A 15,844-nucleotide genomic window follows, 5' to 3' on the forward strand; every position below is an offset into this window, starting at 1 on the left:
CGCAAATATGGAGGTTGCTATGGTCAGACCCGGCCCCCTCCTGTCAACCCGCAATGCGGCAGAGTGCCGCGACGTGTCGCTCGGATCGGAGCCAGCGTTCCTTATGATCATTGCAGCAGTAAAAGCCACTTATGAACAAACCATCACCGGACCGCATCCTCATTACCGGGGCATCCGGCAGTCTGGGGGCCGCATTGGCACGCCATTACGCCGCGCCGGGGCGGACGCTCGTCCTGTGGGGGCGTGATGCCGCGCGCCTGGGGGCGGTTGCGAGCACGTGCCGCCAGGCGGGTGCCGCAGTCGTTCTGCGTCAGCTCGAACTGACCGACTGCAAGGCTGCGATTGCGGCGGTAGAGGAGGAGGACGACGCGGGGGCGATCACCTTGGCGCTGTTGGTTGCCGGGGCCGGGGACGTGCGTGCCGCAGGCGACCTGGTCGAGGATGCACACCAGATCGCACGACTTGGCCTTGTCAATTTCGTTGCACCAAGCGCGATCGCGGCGGCGCTTGCGCGGCGCATGGCGCAGCGCGGGGGCGGGGGAATCGTGCTGGTCGGGTCCGCCGCAGCCTTCCACGCGCTGCCCTTCGCCGCGGGATATGCCGGGTCGAAGGCCGGATTGCTGCGCTTCGGCGAGGCGTTGCGGTTGAGCGTGCGCCAACACGGCGTGCGCGTGACGGTCGTTTCCCCCGGTTTCATTGATACCCCAGCGAGTCGCAGCAACGCGGGGCCCCGCCCGTTCGAGATCCAGCCAGCCGATGCCGCCGCGCGCATCGCCGCAGCGGCGGCGCGCGGGCAAGGCCATGTGATCTTTCCCTGGCCGTTCGTGGTGTTGCGCTGGTTCGATCGGTTGCTGCCGCCGGCGCTGCGCGATCGTCTGCTCACCGCACTCATCCCGCGCGGCGAATAACCTAGCGGAGCGCCGTCACGCAGCGCAAAATGGTGTGGTGCAATTCGGCCGGGGTGAGACTGGTCGGACCGCTTGTACCAGGGGCAATCACCCCGTCCGAGCCGAAGCGCAACAGGACATAGGGGGTATGCCGCGCACCACCGGGGGCGGTAACCCCTGGAATACTCGGGCGGTGATCGCCGAAAAAAACGAGCAGCGCCGACTTCCCCGCGCGCGCGAAATACGCCGTCAGATCCTGCAGCATCGCGTCGCTGCTGCGTGCATGGCGGAGATATGCGTCGCGCCGCCCGGCGGCATCGCGCGCAGTGTCGCTGTCCCACGGCCCGTGGTTTTCCATCGTGACGGTGTAGATCATCGTCGGTTCGGTGGCTGCCTCGATCATTCCGATCACCGAGGCACCGAGCATCCGGTCATCGACGTAGCGCCCCGCCCCGGCACCGCGCGGCGGAAAGCCTTCCTCCCCAATCATCGCGGCGAAGCCGACCTGGGGCATCAACCGGTCCCGACTGTAGAAACGCAGATCATGCGGGTGGACGAACAGGCTGCGATATCCCGCGCCACGCAATCGCGCGGACAGCGCGTGCGTCGCGTCGCCCGCTGCCGTCAGGAACGGGTCATAGCGTCGGAAGCCGAGCGCGTCCTCGCTGCGTCCGAACAGCACGCCATATTCGGTCCGCATCGTATAGGCGCCAAACCCGCTGACATCGAGCGTACCCCATTGCCATGCCGCCTTCCGCGCCGCCTCCAGCCCTGGAAAGGCATCCCGCGGGTTGCCGGTGAGTTCGACGGGATCGCAAAACGATTCGCACTGCACGATCACGACGAGTTCGGGCAGGTCGGCCTCGGGTTGTTGCGCTACCGCAGGGCACGGTTGTGGATCCGACGATCCGCACCACCGCCACCAGTACAGCAGCAAGGAGGCCATCATGCCCAGCCGCGCGAAATCGGCCTCGAGGTCGGGAGTCGCCGCAAGCCCGTCGAGGGCCCGGCTGCGCAATAGCAGCGCAACCGCGAGGCCGGCTCCCACGGCAAGCGCCACCCCGGTCAGATGCGGGCGCACCGCGCCGGACGACAAGAGTGCGATCGCGATGACCGCGATCCCCGCACCGATCCCCAGCATCCAGCGCTGCGCCACCGAAAGCGCGGAGAAATAGAAACGCGGGTGTCGCACCACGCCCACCAGCAACGCCAGATCGGAAAAGACCAACGGCTCACCGAGCATTTTGCGCTTGGCGTTGGAGGCGACCATGAACAACGCCACGAGCGCGACACTCACCAGCGCCGCAATCGCCGGGTTCCCCGTGCCCGCGAGGATCAGGCCAAAGACGCCCGTCATGACCATCAGGTGGAGCGCCACGCCACGCCAGTCGCGCCCCGTACGCGCCCGTGGCCGCGCTGCTGCGTCGAGCACCACCGAAAGAAGCAGCATTGTCAGAAAAGGGATCACGCCGTTCGCCACAGAATGGGTTGCATCCCTGTAGCGCCGAAACGGAAACGATCGGTCCGGCAGAAGAGAAACGCGGTCGCCTATAACCCCCGGCCACGAAACTGTCACGACCCCGGCAGCGGACCCCGGCGTTTGGTTTCGGCTGCTTGGAAAATCACTGGTGCAGTTCTATGGACGAACAAAGCCAGTGCGATCCGATGGGCCGCACCATTGAGAAACAAAAGGAATTACGGATGGCGGACATGATCGCCAACGAATCCGTCACCCAGCCGCGGACGGCGTCGGCGGCGGTGGTACAACCGCTCGCGGAGCGCAACATCCTGCTCCTGCAGGGCCTGATGGGCCCGTTGTTCCGGCGACTGGGCCAGGTCCTGCGACAGGACGGCTACGGTGTCCACAAGGTCAATTTCAACGGCGGTGACCGGCTGTTCTGGCGCCTGCCCAACGGCATCGACTATCGCGGCAGCCTCGAGGATTGGCCCGCGATGCTGCGCCAGATTATCACCGACCGGGCGATTACCGACGTGCTGCTGTTCGGCGACTGCCGCCCGATCCACATGGCCGCGATTGCGGTCTGTCGCGACATGCACGTCCCCGTCCATGTCTTCGAGGAAGGCTATATCCGGCCCGACTGGGTCACGCTCGAGCTCGGCGGGGTCAACGGCCACTCGACCTTGCCGCGCGACCCCGCATGGTACCGCGCGCAGGCGGCGCTGCTGCCGCCGGTACCGCAACATGCACCCGTCCCGTCATCCTTCCGACGCCGCGCGACCGAGGCGCTGATCTACAATACCGCCGACGTGCTCAGCCGGTCACATTATCCGCATTGGGAAAACCACCGCCCGTGGCATCCGCTGGTCGAGGGCATGGGGTGGGTCCGCCGACTGACGCGACGCAAGGCGGCAGCACAACGCGCCCAGGCGGTCCAGGCTGCGATGGTGCGGCGCAACGCGCCGTATATCCTGTTCCCATTGCAGCTCGACTCGGACGCGCAGATCCGGTTGCACTCGTCGTTCGCGGGGATCGCCGACGCGCTGCGAATGGTGATCACGTCGTTCGCCAGCCATGCGCCGCGCGAATTGCGCCTCGTGATCAAGGAACACCCGCTCGACAATGGCGTCCGCGACTGGCGGCTGGAAACCAAGACGCTTGCCGCGCTGCACGGCGTGACCGACCGGATCGACTATCTCGAGGGCGGCGACATCGTACCGATCTCGCTCGCGTCGCGCGGCATGGTGACGATCAACAGCACCAGCGGCACGCTCGCGCTCGCACAGGGGATCCCGGTGATCGCGCTCGGCCAGGCGGTCTATGATATCGAGGACATCACCTTCCAGGGGCGGTTGAACGATTTCTGGGCGAACCCCGGGAAGCCGGACGCCGCGACGTTCGATGCATTTCGCCGCGTACTGATCGAGCGCTGCCTCGTCCCGGGCGGTTTTTTCTCGGAAGAAGCGCTCGACAAACTTACGAGCGGGATCATCGCGAAGATCGAGGCGGCAAGTCCGCTGCTGCATGCCCCACCGGCACGCCCTGCGCTCGCGCAATCGACGCAGGCGATCCTGTCGAATTGACGGAGCCGCGCGTTCCGCTCGCTCACTGGTTGGCCGAGGGGATCGCGTGGTGGGCTCGCCGGGATTCGAACCCGGGACCTACAGATTAAAAGTCCGTTGCTCTACCGACTGAGCTACGAGCCCACACACGCCGATGCGCGTTAGGAGCGGATCGCCGTTCGGTCAACCTTGTCCAAGCGCGTCGCCAGTTGCCGGATCGTCCGCGCCGTCAGCGGATCGTGCCAGCGCGGCGCGATTTGCGCGAGCGGTCGCAGCACAAAGTCGCGGGTCCGGAACGCCACATGCGGCACGCACAATGCGGAATCGCGCCAGACGCCGCCCGACCACAGCACAATATCGAGGTCGATCACGCGCGCCGACCACCGCTGTCCACGGCGGCGGCCGAAGTCGCGCTCGATCGCTTTGAGACGCGCCAGCATCGCGGGGGGCGATTCGGCGCTGTGCAACAGCACTGCCGCATTGGTGAAACGCCGCAGCGATGGCCCCAGCGGTGCCGTCTCGATCAGTCGCGAAACCGCCACGACACCGGGCAATGCCGCGATCGCCGCACGCACTTCGTCGCGAGGGTGACCATGACGGCCGCGTCGGTTCGATCCGATCGCAATCGCATAAGACGGGTAGGTGGTTGAGATCGACACCCAAACACGCCTATCGGCTTTTCATGAACTTCGCACCCAGCCCGATCGCGGACTCCGAGCCGCCGCATGATTGTCCGCTCTGTCCGCGCCTCGTCGCCTTTCGCCACGAATTGCGGGAGGAATTCCCGACCTGGTGGAATGCCCCCGTAAACGCGTTCGGCGACCCTGCGGCGTGGCTCGGGATCATCGGGCTGGCCCCCGGCAAGCATGGTGCGAATCGCACCGGACGTCCGTTCACAGGCGATTTCGCGGGGGTGTTGCTGTACGATACGCTTACCAAATACGGGTTCGCGACGGGTACCTTCGAGGCCAAGCCCGACGATACGCTGCAATTGCAGGGCGCGATGATCATCAATGCGGTCAAATGCCTGCCGCCGCAGAACAAGCCGACGCCCGAAGAAATTCGCACGTGTCGCCCGTTCCTCGAAGGGCAGATCGCCGCGATTCCGAAGGCGCGCGTGTTCGTGGCGCTAGGACAGATCGCGCATCAGTCCGCGGTCAAGGCTCTCGGTGGCCGACTGCCCAAGTGCAAGTTCGGGCATCTTGCCGAACATCGCATGCCCGACGGGCGGATCCTGATCGATAGCTACCATTGTTCGCGCTACAATCAGAATACCGGTCGCCTGACGACCGAGATGTTCGAGGCGGTGTTCGCACGCGCAGCAGAACTACGTGATTCCCCGGTATCTTAACGGCGGATCCGTTGAACTAATGGATGAGGGACCTTTGTCGAAGCTTCCGCTATGACAGCGGTGGCTGACGCGGAGTGTTGCTGCGGCCGTGAAGCGTAGCGTACCGATACGCGGAGGCAATCGAGACTGCCGGGCGATTCTTTTCGCCCTCCCCCCAAGTCCGATCGCCTCCGCGGGTCACGCGGACCCGCAAAGCCTCGCTCAGATATCCTGAACCAGCCGTCCGTACAGCTCGGGCCGACGATCCCGGAAAAAGCCGAACGCCGCCCGGTGGCGCTTGACACGGTCGAGGTCGAACGTCGCGGTGATCACACCTTCCTCCTCGCGCCCCAGTTCAACGATGATGTCGCCGCGCTCGTCCGCGATGAAGCTGGTGCCGTAGAAGGTCTGGTCGTGCTCGGTGCCGACGCGGTTCGCCGCGACGATCGGTACGACGTTGGACACCGCATGGCCGACCATCGCGCGCCGCCACAGTCGTGCGGTATCGAGCGAGGTGTCGTGCGGCTCGCTGCCGATCGCGGTGGGGTAGAACAGCACGTCCGCCCCCATCAGCATCATCGCGCGCGCGGTCTCGGGGTACCATTGGTCCCAGCATACGCCGACGCCGAGCGTGGTCTTCGCAGGACCAGGCCACACCTTGAAGCCGGTATTGCCGGGGCGGAAATAGAATTTCTCCTCATAGCCCGGGCCGTCCGGGATATGGCTCTTGCGATAGACGCCCTGCACTTCGCCGTCGGGGCCAATCATGGCGAGGCTGTTGTAGTGATGCGGTCCGTCCGCCTCGAAGAAGCTCGTCGGGATCGTCACCTTGAGCGCCTCGGCGAGCGCCTGCATCGCGAGCACCGCCTTGTGCTCGCCGACCGGTTTCGCGTTGGAGAACAGCCCCTCGTCCTCGACGCGGCAGAAATATTCGCCCTCGAACAGTTCGGGCGGCAGGATCACCTGCGCGCCGCGGCTCGCGGCTTCGCGCACGAGTTCCGAGACATGCTCGATATTCGCGTCCATATCGTTGGAGAAGGCGAGCTGCAGGGCGGCGACGGTGATTTCGGTCATGCGCCGCCATATCGTGGTTCGCGCGCCAGATTCAAACGGGATATCGCTGATGGAACGGTTGTTCGAGACGATTGCCCAACGCGTCGCCAATTGGGCGGGGCGACCAATCGCGTTCGTCACCGCCTTTACGGTGGTGCTGCTGTGGGGGCTGACCGGGCCGGTGTTCCATTATTCGGACACGTGGCAGCTCGTCATCAACACCTCGACGACGATCGTGACCTTCCTGATGGTGTTCCTGATCCAGAATGCACAGAATCGCGACGCATCGGCGATCCAAGCCAAGCTCGACGAGATCATCCGCGCAACGACCGCCGCCCGCAACGAGTTCATCGGGATCGAGCATATGACGCAGGACGAACTCGAGCGGATCAAACATGTGCTCGAACGCGAATGCGGCGACGATACGACACACCATGACTCGATCGAGCGGTTGCTGGGGCGATTGTGAGGCGCAGTTCCCCTCCGCAAGCACGCTCGCGGTTTCAAGCGCGTGGCGTTCGTTGCGATGGGATCCCCTCTACCCGTTCGGGCTGAGCGAAGTCGAAGCCCCGCGCGCGCCACAAGCTCCGCTCGGATCGGCAAGCGGCCCTTCGACTGCGCTCAGGGCGTACGGAAGAGGTCAGTCTAACGCGCCCCTGCCCGCAGCGTAATCCGCGTCAGCTCCGAGGGCACACCCAACCGCAGCGCAAAGCCCGGCCAGAGCCCGGTGCCGTTGTTGACGTACAGCGTCATCCCGTCGACGTCGTAGCGCCCCGAAACGAACCCGGCATTGGCACGTGCCACGATCCGGTCGAGCCCGACGATCATCCCGCCATGCGTATGCCCCGACAGCTGCAGCGCCACGCCCCGAGCCGCCGCAGTGCGCGCCATGCGCGGCTGGTGGTCGAGCAGGATGATCGGCGCGCGCGCCGGGGCACCTGCCAGCGCCCTGGCGAGATCGGGCGCGGGATGGCCGGTTGCGCGCGCGGACAGGTCGGTCACGCCAGCGAGCACGATCCGCCCGTCCCCGCGCGTCAACACCGCATGCGCGTTGGGCAGCAGGTGCATCCCCATCCCCGCGAAATGCGCCATCCACGCGTCATATTCGAAGAAATATTCGTGGTTGCCCGGAATTGCGTAAATCCCGTCGGCAGCTCGAAGCCCGCGCAAAGGTTCGACATCGTCGCGGCGCATCGCGAGCGATCCGTCGATGAAGTCGCCGGTCACGACGATCAGGTCGGGGTGGAGCGCATTGGTGCGATCGACCACCGCTTGCGTCCAGCGCGCCGGGAACAGCCGGCTGATGTGGAGGTCGGTCAGCTGGACCAGCGTATAGCCGTCAAACGCATTGGGCAGCCCGGGGATGACGACGTCGATATCCCGCACCGGCGGCACCCGCTGCGCCTGCGCCACCCCCAGGCCGGTCAGGAACAACGCCATCAACCCCATCGCGTAGCGCACCGCTACCGGTACCGCGAAGCCACCCTGCCCGATCAAAAGCGCAGGCAGGCGCGCGAGATCGACCACCAACTGGAACACCGCGAGCAACAGGATCGCGCCATAGGCGACGTTGAACGCGAGCACGACGCCGCGCGGCATCTCCGGCGCGAACGGCGAGCCCGAGGATAGCCGACTCCACAGCAGGAATTGCGAGCCGACCAGCAGAACGCCTGCGAGAATCACCTTCGCCACCGGGTTCCACGGGAGCGGCAGGATGAAGCGCAACGTGACGAACAGCCATGGCAGGCTGAAAAGCAGGTGGAAGATCAGGTGTTCCTTCCGGCGCTCGGGGACGGGGCTTCAGCGGCAGGGGGCATTGACGCCCCCCAACCCTATGCGGGGATTTGCTGCGAGATGCAGTGGAAGCTCCCGCCCCCGGTCAGGATCGCATCCGCGCGCAAACCGACCACCTCGCGCCCCGGGAACAGCGCCTGCAACGCCGCGACCGCCGCCGCATCGTTGGGCGCGCCGTACAGCGGCACGACCACCGCCGCATTGCCAATGTAGAAGTTCATGTAGCTCGCCGGCACGATCTCCTCGTCGCGCAGCACGCGGCCGGGCGACGGAATGCGCACCAGTTCGACCCCCGGCATCGCCGTCGCCGCGGCGGCCGCTTGTTGATACACCTGCCAGTTGGGATCGTTCTCCGCCGCCTCGGGAATCGCGAGCACGCCCGGCGCGACGAAGCGCGCGAGATTGTCGACATGGCCGTCAGTATGGTCATGCATCAGCCCGTCGCCAAGCCACAGGATGTGCGCAAAGCCGAGATCGTTGCACAGCCGCTGCTCGATCTGCGTCTTGCTCAACGCCGGGTTGCGATTGGGGTTGAGCAGGCACTGCTCCGTCGTGACGACGAGGCCGGTGCCATCGCCGTCGATCGCGCCACCCTCAAGGATCCAGTCACAACGCTCGACCGCAAGCTTGCGGTCCACCGCCAGCCGCTGCCCGATGTCGCTGTCGCCCGGCAGGTCATACTTCCCGCCCCAGCCGTTGAAGCCGAAATCGCGCGCACTGCCGTCGGACAACACGATTGGGGCGGTATCACGCAACCAGATGTCGCCGAACGATTCGACCACGATCTCGGCGAAATCGCCCGCCATTGCCTCCGCCGCCGTCGCCGCCTCGTCGTTCGCCGCGACGAGCAGCACACGTTCGCCGCGCCCCTCGGCGTGGACCGCGCGCGCAAACGCGACGACCTCGGTGCGCGCGGGCTCAAGGTCTTCGACCCATAGTTCGGGATGGCTCGGGAAGCCGATCCAGACGGCGGAATGCGGGGCCCATTCGGCGGGGGGGACGAGGCGTGTCATTCCTGATGCTTCCTGTGTTTACTTGCCCGCGCGGCTCTTGTCGCGAATCGCGCGGAATTCGGCGGTGCTGTACCAGTTCGGCCAGCGCGTCCCATCCGCCAATGCACGGCCGAGACCGTAATAGAGCGTCAGATCCTCGACCGCACCGGACCAGTCCCACGCCGCATTATATTCGTCCTGCGGCTTGTGATAGCGATGGACGATATAGTCCTCGGTCGCGGCATGGCCAGCCGCGGTCCCGCCGACGCGCAGATCCTCGCCCGATTCGCCGTAGAACATCGGCACGCCGGCCCGCGCGAACGCGAAATGGTCCGAGCGGAAATAGCTGCCGCGCTCGGGGTTGGGCTCGGGCTTGATCACGCGGTCCTGCGCGGTGACGAGCGTCTTCATCATGTCCTCGAGCTCGGACTTGCCCGCGCCCGTTACGACGAAGTCCTTTGCGCGGCCGACGACGTTGAGCCCGTCCATGTTCACGCCCCCGACGGTCTGCGCCATCGGGTAGATCGGATGCTCGGCATAATAACGCGCGCCGAGCAGCCCGCATTCCTCGCAGGTCACCGCGAGGAACACTTCCGACCGGCGTGCTGGCCCCGTCTTGACGTTCGCCTCGGCCAGCGCGACCAGCCCGGCGATCCCGCTCGCATTATCGAGCGCACCGTTGCAGATGTCGTCGCCGTCGACCGGATCGCACCGCCCGAGATGGTCCCAATGCGCGGTGTAGAAGACATAGTCGCCAGGGGCCCCACCCTGTGCGACGGGCTTGCCGGGCAGGATGCCGACGACGTTCTTCGACGCCTGCCGCTTGATCCTATTGTCGAACGACGCCGACGCGGTCAGCCCGAGCGGTACTGCCTTGAACCCCTTGACCTTCGCGGCCTTGTTGAGCGCATCGAAGTCCTGCCCCGCGCTTGCGAACAGCGCGCGCGCCTTGTCGAGCTGGATCCAGCCGATCGCCTGGCTCTGGTCGGCATGGTCGCCCTTCTCGTCGAGCTCGAGCTGCGGCCCGGTCCAACTCGACTGGACGACGCCCCAGCCGTACGCCGCAGGCGCGGTCTCGTGGACGATCAGCGCGCCCGCAGCACCATGCCGTGCGGCTTCCTCGAACTTGTAGGTCCAGCGGCCATAATAGGTCATCGCGCGGCCCTCGAAGAGGCCGGTGTTGGTCGGGGTCTGCCAGTCAGGATCGTTGACCAGGATGACGACCGTCTTGCCGCGCACGTCGACGCCCGCATAATCGTCCCACCCGCGCTCTGGCGCGGTGATGCCGTAGCCGACGAACACGACCGGACTGTCCTCCAGCGCGATCTTAGGGGTGACGCGGTAGGTCGCGAGCACCATGTCGCTGCGATAGGCGAAGCTGACGGGCGTCTTGCCGCCCTTGAACGTCATCGGCGTGACGTTGGTCGCGGTCAGCTCGACCAGCGGCACGTCCTGGAACCACTTGCCGTTGTTGCCGGGCTTGAGCCCCGCCGCCTTGAAGCGTTCGACGATATAGTCGGTCGCCTTGGTCTCGCCAGGCGTGGTCGGCTTGCGGCCCTCGAACGCATCGGAGGAGAGGGTCTTGGTCACGGTCTTGAGCGTCTCGACCGAAATCGTCGGGGCGGGCTTCGTCGCCTGCGCCGCGAGCACTTGCGGCAGCATCGCCAACGCCACGCCAAATCCTAGTGTTTCGAAGGTCTTCACCGGCACGTCACCCCCTGTTGCTCGCCCGCCGTTCTGACAGCCTCGCCCGCCGGGTGCAACCGGACCCGCGGGGTCCCTTGGCGGCCCGGATTTGCCTGCTATCATTCGTCGCGGGGGAGATACGGGGATGAGAAAACACTTTGTCGTGGCAGCGTTGCTGGCTTGCACCGCGATGCCACTTCATGCGGCAAGCGATGCCGCGAAGAAATTCGGCGCGCGCGAGGAAGTCCAGCAGATCAGCCTGTCACCGGACGGAAAACGCTTCGTGGCGTTGCTGACCGATTCCAAACGTGGGTCGCGCGCGGTCGTCTTCTCGATCGACTCGTCCACGCCGCCGGCCACGGTGGTCGGATCGACCGGCGACAAGGAACAGCTCGATTACTGCCAATGGTCCAACGACACGCGGCTGATCTGCGGGTTCAGCGTCACTGTCGGGCGCGTCAGCGACATGATCGGCTACGACCGCGTCGTCACGCTCGGGGCGGACGGCAAGGACATGAAACTGCTCAGCGCGCGGACGTCGATGAATTCGATCGGGATCATGCAGCATGGCGGCGGGATCATCGACTGGCAGGGCGACGTGACGGGCAATACCGTATTGATGACCCGGCAATATCTCGAGACCGAGGGTACCGGGACACATATTGCAGGAGAGGGTCAAGGCATGGGCGTGGAGCGGGTCGACCCGGTCACGCTCCGCCGCCAGACCGTGGAAAAACCCCGATCGTTCGCGCGCGAATATATCGCCGACGGGCAAGGCCACGTCCGCATCATGGGCCTGCGGCCGACGACTAGCACCGGCTATAGCGGTGCCAAGATGGTCTACCAATATCGCAAGCCCGGCGTGAACGGCTGGCTTCCGCTCAGCACCGTGGTGAGCGATTCGCAAACCGAACAGGGCTTCGATCCCTATGCGATCGATCCGACGCTCAACGTCACCTACGGGTTCGACGTGCAGGACGGGCGCAAGGCGCTGTTCAAGATCGCGCTCGATGGCAGCCTCAAGCGCGACCTCGTGTTCGCACGCCCCGATGTCGATGTCGCCGGGCTGGTGCAGATCGGGCGGCAACACCGCGTCGTCGGCGCGACCTATGTCACCGATCGCCGGCGGGTCGAATTCTTCGACCCCGAATTGAAGAAGCTCCAGGCGAGCCTCGCCAAGGCGCTGCCCAAACAACCGCTCGTTCGCTTCGTCGATGCGAGCGCGGACGAATCGAAACTGCTGCTATGGACCGGGAGCGACATCGACCCGGGCGGCTATGCGCTGTTTGACAAGAAGACCCGGCACTTCGACGAACTGCTCCGGTCGCGCCCGCCGCTCGAAGGCATCACGCTCGCGCCGGTCAAGGCGGTCACCTTCCCGGCGGCGGACGGTACGCCGATCCCGGCCTATCTGACGCTGCCGGTCGGTCCGGTCGCGAAGAACCTGCCCGCCATCGTCATGCCGCATGGCGGCCCCAGCGCCCGAGACGAATGGGGGTTCGACTGGCTCGCGCAATTCTTCGCCGCGCGCGGCTATGCGGTGCTCCAGCCCAATTACCGCGGATCGGCGGGCTACGGGGACGGCTGGTTCAGCGAGAACGGCTTCAAATCGTGGCGCACCGCGATCGGCGACGTCAACGACGGCGGGCGCTGGCTGGTGAAGGAAGGGATCGCCGCGCCATCGACGCTGGCGATCGTTGGCTGGTCCTATGGCGGCTATGCAGCGCTGCAGTCCGCGGTGCTCGATCCGACGCTATTCAAGGCAATCGTCGCGGTCGCGCCGGTGACCGATCTCGATACGCTGCGGCACGAGCACGACAATTACATGGACTTTACCCTCGTCGACGCCTTCATCGGCAAGGGACCGCACGTCCGCCAGGGGTCGCCCGCGCAGAACGCCGACAAGATCACCGTGCCCGTCCTGATGTTCCACGGCGACCTCGACCAGAATGTCGGCATCGGCGAATCGCGGCTGATGGCGAACCGGTTGCGCAGCGCGGGAAAGAAGGTCGAACTGGTCGAGTTCAAGGGCCTCGCGCATTCGCTCGACGATACCGAGGCGCGGACGACGCTGCTCGATCGCAGCGACATGTTCCTGCGCGCGACGATGGGGATCCAGTAGCGGATCTTGTCCTCGCTACCCACCCTCACTCCGTTCGGGCTGAGCGAAGTCGCGGCCGTTTAATCTGAACAAACTCAAATCCGTTCGGGCTGAGCGCAGTCGAAGCCGCCTCTCCCCACGGGCTTTGCCTGTTTGCGGGCGGCCCTTCGACTGCGCTCAGGACGAACGGAATGGGGCGAACGGGGCGGGGGAAAGGCAGCACAACGAAAAAGGGCGGCCCCAACGGGACCGCCCTTTTTGCGTCGCGAAAGATCAGAAGATCAGCGCGAGTAGAATTCGACGACCAGGTTCGGTTCCATCTTCACCGGATAGGGCACTTCGTCGAGCGACGGAACGCGCGTGAAGGTGACCTTGGCTGCGCCGTCCGGAGCGACATAATCGGGGACTTCGCGCTCGGCGAGCTGCTGCGCTTCGAGCACCAGCGCCATTTCCTTGGCCTTGTCGCCCAGCGTGATCTCGTCACCGACGAAGCAGCGACGCGACGCAATGTTGCACTTCACGCCGTTGACGCGGACGTGGCCGTGCGAAACGAGCTGACGCGCCGCCCAGACGGTCGGTGCGAACTTCGCGCGATACACGATCATGTCGAGACGCTGCTCGAGCAGGCCGATCAGGTTCTGGCCGGTGTCGCCCTTCATGCGGGCTGCTTCGGTGTAGCAGGCGCGGAACTGCTTCTCGGTCACGTCGCCATAATAGCCCTTGAGCTTCTGCTTGGCGCGGAGCTGGATACCGAAGTCCGAAACCTTGCCCTTGCGGCGCTGGCCGTGCTGGCCGGGGCCGTATTCACGCTTGTTGACGGGCGACTTGGGACGACCCCAGATGTTCTCGCCCATCCGGCGATCGAGCTTGTACTTTGCGCTGCTACGCTTCGACATGATGAATTCCTTGCAAGTGCCAATAACAAGACCAACGCTGCGGGGTACGCTTTGCTGATCGATACCCGGTCATCGCTCCACCTGACCCGAGGGTCTGGTCGGGGCCACCGCTTCACCGGGGTGCGGGGCCTTTTGCGAAGGCGGGCGGGTAGCGGGGGATGGCGCAGGAGTCAAGCTGGACAGGCTGGCAATGCCGCGCCAAGGGCTGTCCGCATGACCGATCCGATCCTTCCCGGCCCCGACTGTACGACGATGACCGAGGTGCGCGCGGGCGTCGATGCGCTCGACCGCGAGCTCGTCGCGCTGCTCGCCCGGCGCTTCGCCTATATGGATGCAGCCGCCCGGATCAAACCCGAGCGCGGCGCGGTCCGCGACGAGGCACGCAAGACACAGGTCATCGGCAACGCCTGCGCCGCGGCGCGCGCGGCTGGCGTACCCGAAGCGGTGGTGGCGGATCTGTGGGAGCGACTGGTCGAGGCGTCGATCGCTTATGAACTTGCGGCGTTCGATCGACGCTGACGCCTGTGGAACGCTATTTTATCAGCGTGGCACTCCCGTTGCGCTGCTGATCACGAAAGCGGGCCGACTCGCCCGAGTTCCGCGCGTCGATCGTGCTCCACTCCGTACTCGTGTGGCAGATCCGCTTGACGAATACCGACCCCGTCGATTCCTCGCTGCGGCACACCTTCTTGTCGGTCGGTTTGACGGCACCACCGGCTGGCGTGGTCGCGGCCTGCTGCGCAATGGCAGGGACGGCATTGGCCGCAGACAGGAGCAAGAACAAGGCAAGTGTTTTCACGAAGACCCCCCGAAATCGAGATGTTACGATACCGCAACTATCTCGGTCGGAGCAAGACCTATGCGCGCGGTTTCTTGCCAGCAAGCGAACTCAGCACCCCGCGCATCGTCCGCACTTCCTGCGTCGACCAGCCGGGCTTGGTGAGCAACGTCCGCAAGGTCCGCCTGGTCACCGGCGTTCGTGCGGGCGGGAAGAAAAAGTCGCTTTCCTCGAGCATCGCATCGAGCTGTGCAATCATCCCGTCGAGCTCCTCCTGCGGGGCGGGGAGCGGCATGTCGACTTCGGGCGGGCTCGCAAGCGCAACGCCCTTCGACCATTCGTAGGCGACCAGGATCACCGCCTGCGCGAGGTTGAGCGAGCCGAACTCGGGGTTGATCGGCACGGTGATGATCGTGCGCGCGACCGCGACGTCGTCGGTCTCGAGACCCGAGCGTTCGGGCCCGAACAGGATTGCGGACCGGCCAGGGGTCGAGTGGATCGCCTGCGCCGCGGCTTCCGGCGTGACGACGGGCTTGGTGATGCCGCGCTTGCGCACGGTGGTGGCATAGACATGCGCGCAATCCGCGATCGCGTCGGCGACGGTGTCGAACACCTGCGCCTGTTCGAGCACAATATCCGCGCCCGAGGCGGCGGGGCCCGCGCCGGGATTGGGCCAGCCGTCGCGCGGGGAGACGAGGCGGAGTTCGGTCAGCCCGAAATTGAGCATCGCGCGCGCGGCCTTGCCGATGTTCTCGCCGAGTTGTGGGCGGACGAGGACTAGGACGGGGGGTGGGGCGGGTTCAGCGCATTGCGACGGTTCCGCCAAATCTGCCAGATCCTCCTCCCCCCCGTTCGCTTCCTGTCCCGCCAGCACACCCCCTGCCCGTTCGTCCCGAGTAGGTGTCGAGCTTGTCGAGACGCCGTATCGAGGGACCATTGAACGCGCGGGCTTCTTGGCGGCTGCGGAAAGCGCCTCCCAGTCGCTACGGAACAACGCTTCCTTTTTCTTGCGCGACCAGTCTTTCACCTGACGCTCACCCTCAAGCGCTTCCAGGCGCGTCGGAAAATCCTGCGACCACATCAGTGTCACGGGGCGTCGGCTGTGCGTATAGCCCTCTATCGCGCCTGCATTGTGTTGCCCGATGCGCTGCTCGAGATTGTCGGTATGACCGGTGTAATAGCTGCCATCGGCGCAGCGCAGGATGTAGACCCAAAAGCTCATTGCGTAGCCCTATCCCTCGATACGCCATCTCGACAAGCTCGATGGCTACTCGGGACGAACGGAGGTGTGTAAAACGGGGGGGGG

15 protein-coding genes and 1 tRNA gene are annotated in these 15,844 nt (G+C 65.5%); 6 read left to right on the top strand and 10 right to left on the bottom strand.

All coding sequences use genetic code 11. The features are described 5' to 3' along the window. Window positions 1–131 precede the first annotated feature (131 nt). The gene (locus ABIC17_RS15000) at window positions 132–908 is read left to right on the top strand and encodes an SDR family NAD(P)-dependent oxidoreductase (protein WP_354283079.1); all 777 of its coding nucleotides are present in this window, start codon (window positions 132–134) and stop codon (window positions 906–908) included. Between the two features lies 1 nt (window position 909). Here ABIC17_RS15000 and ABIC17_RS15005 read toward each other — a convergent pair whose 3' ends face one another. Beyond that, window positions 910–2,337: an LTA synthase family protein gene (locus tag ABIC17_RS15005; protein ID WP_354283081.1), complete on the bottom strand. Its 1,428-nt coding sequence runs from the start codon at window positions 2,335–2,337 to the stop codon at window positions 910–912. A 251-nt stretch (window positions 2,338–2,588) separates the two neighbouring features. Between ABIC17_RS15005 and ABIC17_RS15010 the strand changes: the two genes are divergently transcribed. Continuing rightward, window positions 2,589–3,929 (top strand): capsule polysaccharide biogenesis protein, encoded by a 1,341-nt coding sequence (locus ABIC17_RS15010; RefSeq protein ID WP_502958473.1) that lies wholly within the window; start codon window positions 2,589–2,591, stop codon window positions 3,927–3,929. A gap of 47 nt (window positions 3,930–3,976) precedes the next feature. Here the strand turns inward: ABIC17_RS15010 and ABIC17_RS15015 are convergent. Together ABIC17_RS15015 and folK are read right to left on the bottom strand one after the other, a co-directional pair. After that, window positions 3,977–4,052, bottom strand: a tRNA-Lys gene (locus tag ABIC17_RS15015). A 17-nt stretch (window positions 4,053–4,069) separates the two neighbouring features. Then, on the bottom strand, window positions 4,070–4,567 hold the full coding sequence (folK, locus tag ABIC17_RS15020; protein ID WP_354283083.1) for a 2-amino-4-hydroxy-6-hydroxymethyldihydropteridine diphosphokinase: 498 nt from the start codon (window positions 4,565–4,567) through the stop codon (window positions 4,070–4,072). Window positions 4,568–4,590: 23 nt separating this feature from the next. Here folK and ABIC17_RS15025 point away from each other — a divergent pair, with 23 nt between their 5' ends. Further along, a complete protein-coding gene (locus ABIC17_RS15025; protein WP_354283085.1) occupies window positions 4,591–5,259 on the top strand; it encodes a uracil-DNA glycosylase in 669 nt (222 codons plus the stop codon). A gap of 201 nt (window positions 5,260–5,460) precedes the next feature. Here the strand turns inward: ABIC17_RS15025 and aguB are convergent, their stop codons facing one another. Beyond that, window positions 5,461–6,312, bottom strand: coding sequence for an N-carbamoylputrescine amidase (gene aguB, locus ABIC17_RS15030; RefSeq protein WP_354283087.1), 852 nt, complete (start codon window positions 6,310–6,312; stop codon window positions 5,461–5,463). Between the two features lie 49 nt (window positions 6,313–6,361). On the opposite strand from aguB, the gene ABIC17_RS15035 reads away from it, so the two are divergent. Beyond that, window positions 6,362–6,760 carry a low affinity iron permease family protein gene (locus ABIC17_RS15035; RefSeq protein WP_354283089.1) on the top strand — a complete coding sequence of 133 codons (399 nt, stop codon included), beginning with the start codon at window positions 6,362–6,364 and terminating at the stop codon, window positions 6,758–6,760. Between the two features lie 176 nt (window positions 6,761–6,936). Here the strand turns inward: ABIC17_RS15035 and ABIC17_RS15040 are convergent, their stop codons facing one another. From ABIC17_RS15040 to ABIC17_RS15050, 3 genes are all read right to left on the bottom strand, one after another. Next, complete coding sequence (locus ABIC17_RS15040; protein ID WP_354283091.1) at window positions 6,937–8,016, bottom strand: metallophosphoesterase; 1,080 nt, start codon at window positions 8,014–8,016, stop codon at window positions 6,937–6,939. Between the two features lie 107 nt (window positions 8,017–8,123). Continuing rightward, a complete protein-coding gene (locus ABIC17_RS15045; protein ID WP_354283093.1) occupies window positions 8,124–9,098 on the bottom strand; it encodes an agmatine deiminase family protein in 975 nt (324 codons plus the stop codon). Window positions 9,099–9,116: 18 nt separating this feature from the next. Beyond that, window positions 9,117–10,739, bottom strand: a complete 1,623-nt coding sequence (locus tag ABIC17_RS15050; protein ID WP_354283372.1) for a M28 family metallopeptidase — start codon at window positions 10,737–10,739, stop codon at window positions 9,117–9,119. A gap of 169 nt (window positions 10,740–10,908) precedes the next feature. On the opposite strand from ABIC17_RS15050, the gene ABIC17_RS15055 reads away from it, so the two are divergent. Then, window positions 10,909–12,885, top strand: a complete 1,977-nt coding sequence (locus tag ABIC17_RS15055; protein ID WP_354283095.1) for an alpha/beta hydrolase family protein — start codon at window positions 10,909–10,911, stop codon at window positions 12,883–12,885. Window positions 12,886–13,145: 260 nt separating this feature from the next. On the opposite strand, the gene rpsD is transcribed toward ABIC17_RS15055, so the two are convergent. After that, window positions 13,146–13,760 carry a 30S ribosomal protein S4 gene (gene rpsD, locus ABIC17_RS15060; protein ID WP_131532475.1) on the bottom strand — a complete coding sequence of 205 codons (615 nt, stop codon included), beginning with the start codon at window positions 13,758–13,760 and terminating at the stop codon, window positions 13,146–13,148. A gap of 213 nt (window positions 13,761–13,973) precedes the next feature. Here rpsD and ABIC17_RS15065 point away from each other — a divergent pair, with 213 nt between their 5' ends. Continuing rightward, on the top strand, window positions 13,974–14,279 hold the full coding sequence (locus tag ABIC17_RS15065) for a chorismate mutase (RefSeq protein ID WP_354283098.1): 306 nt from the start codon (window positions 13,974–13,976) through the stop codon (window positions 14,277–14,279). Window positions 14,280–14,292: 13 nt separating this feature from the next. Here the strand turns inward: ABIC17_RS15065 and ABIC17_RS15070 are convergent, their stop codons facing one another. Both ABIC17_RS15070 and ABIC17_RS15075 read right to left on the bottom strand, forming a co-directional pair. Then, window positions 14,293–14,538: a hypothetical protein gene (locus ABIC17_RS15070; protein ID WP_354283100.1), complete on the bottom strand. Its 246-nt coding sequence runs from the start codon at window positions 14,536–14,538 to the stop codon at window positions 14,293–14,295. A gap of 79 nt (window positions 14,539–14,617) precedes the next feature. Then, window positions 14,618–15,760: a TrmH family RNA methyltransferase gene (locus tag ABIC17_RS15075; protein WP_354283102.1), complete on the bottom strand. Its 1,143-nt coding sequence runs from the start codon at window positions 15,758–15,760 to the stop codon at window positions 14,618–14,620. Between the last annotated feature and the right edge of the window lie 84 nt (window positions 15,761–15,844).

It is taken from the genome of Sphingomonas sp. PvP056, assembly GCF_040549155.1.
Taxonomy (GTDB): Bacteria; Pseudomonadota; Alphaproteobacteria; order Sphingomonadales; family Sphingomonadaceae; genus Sphingomonas.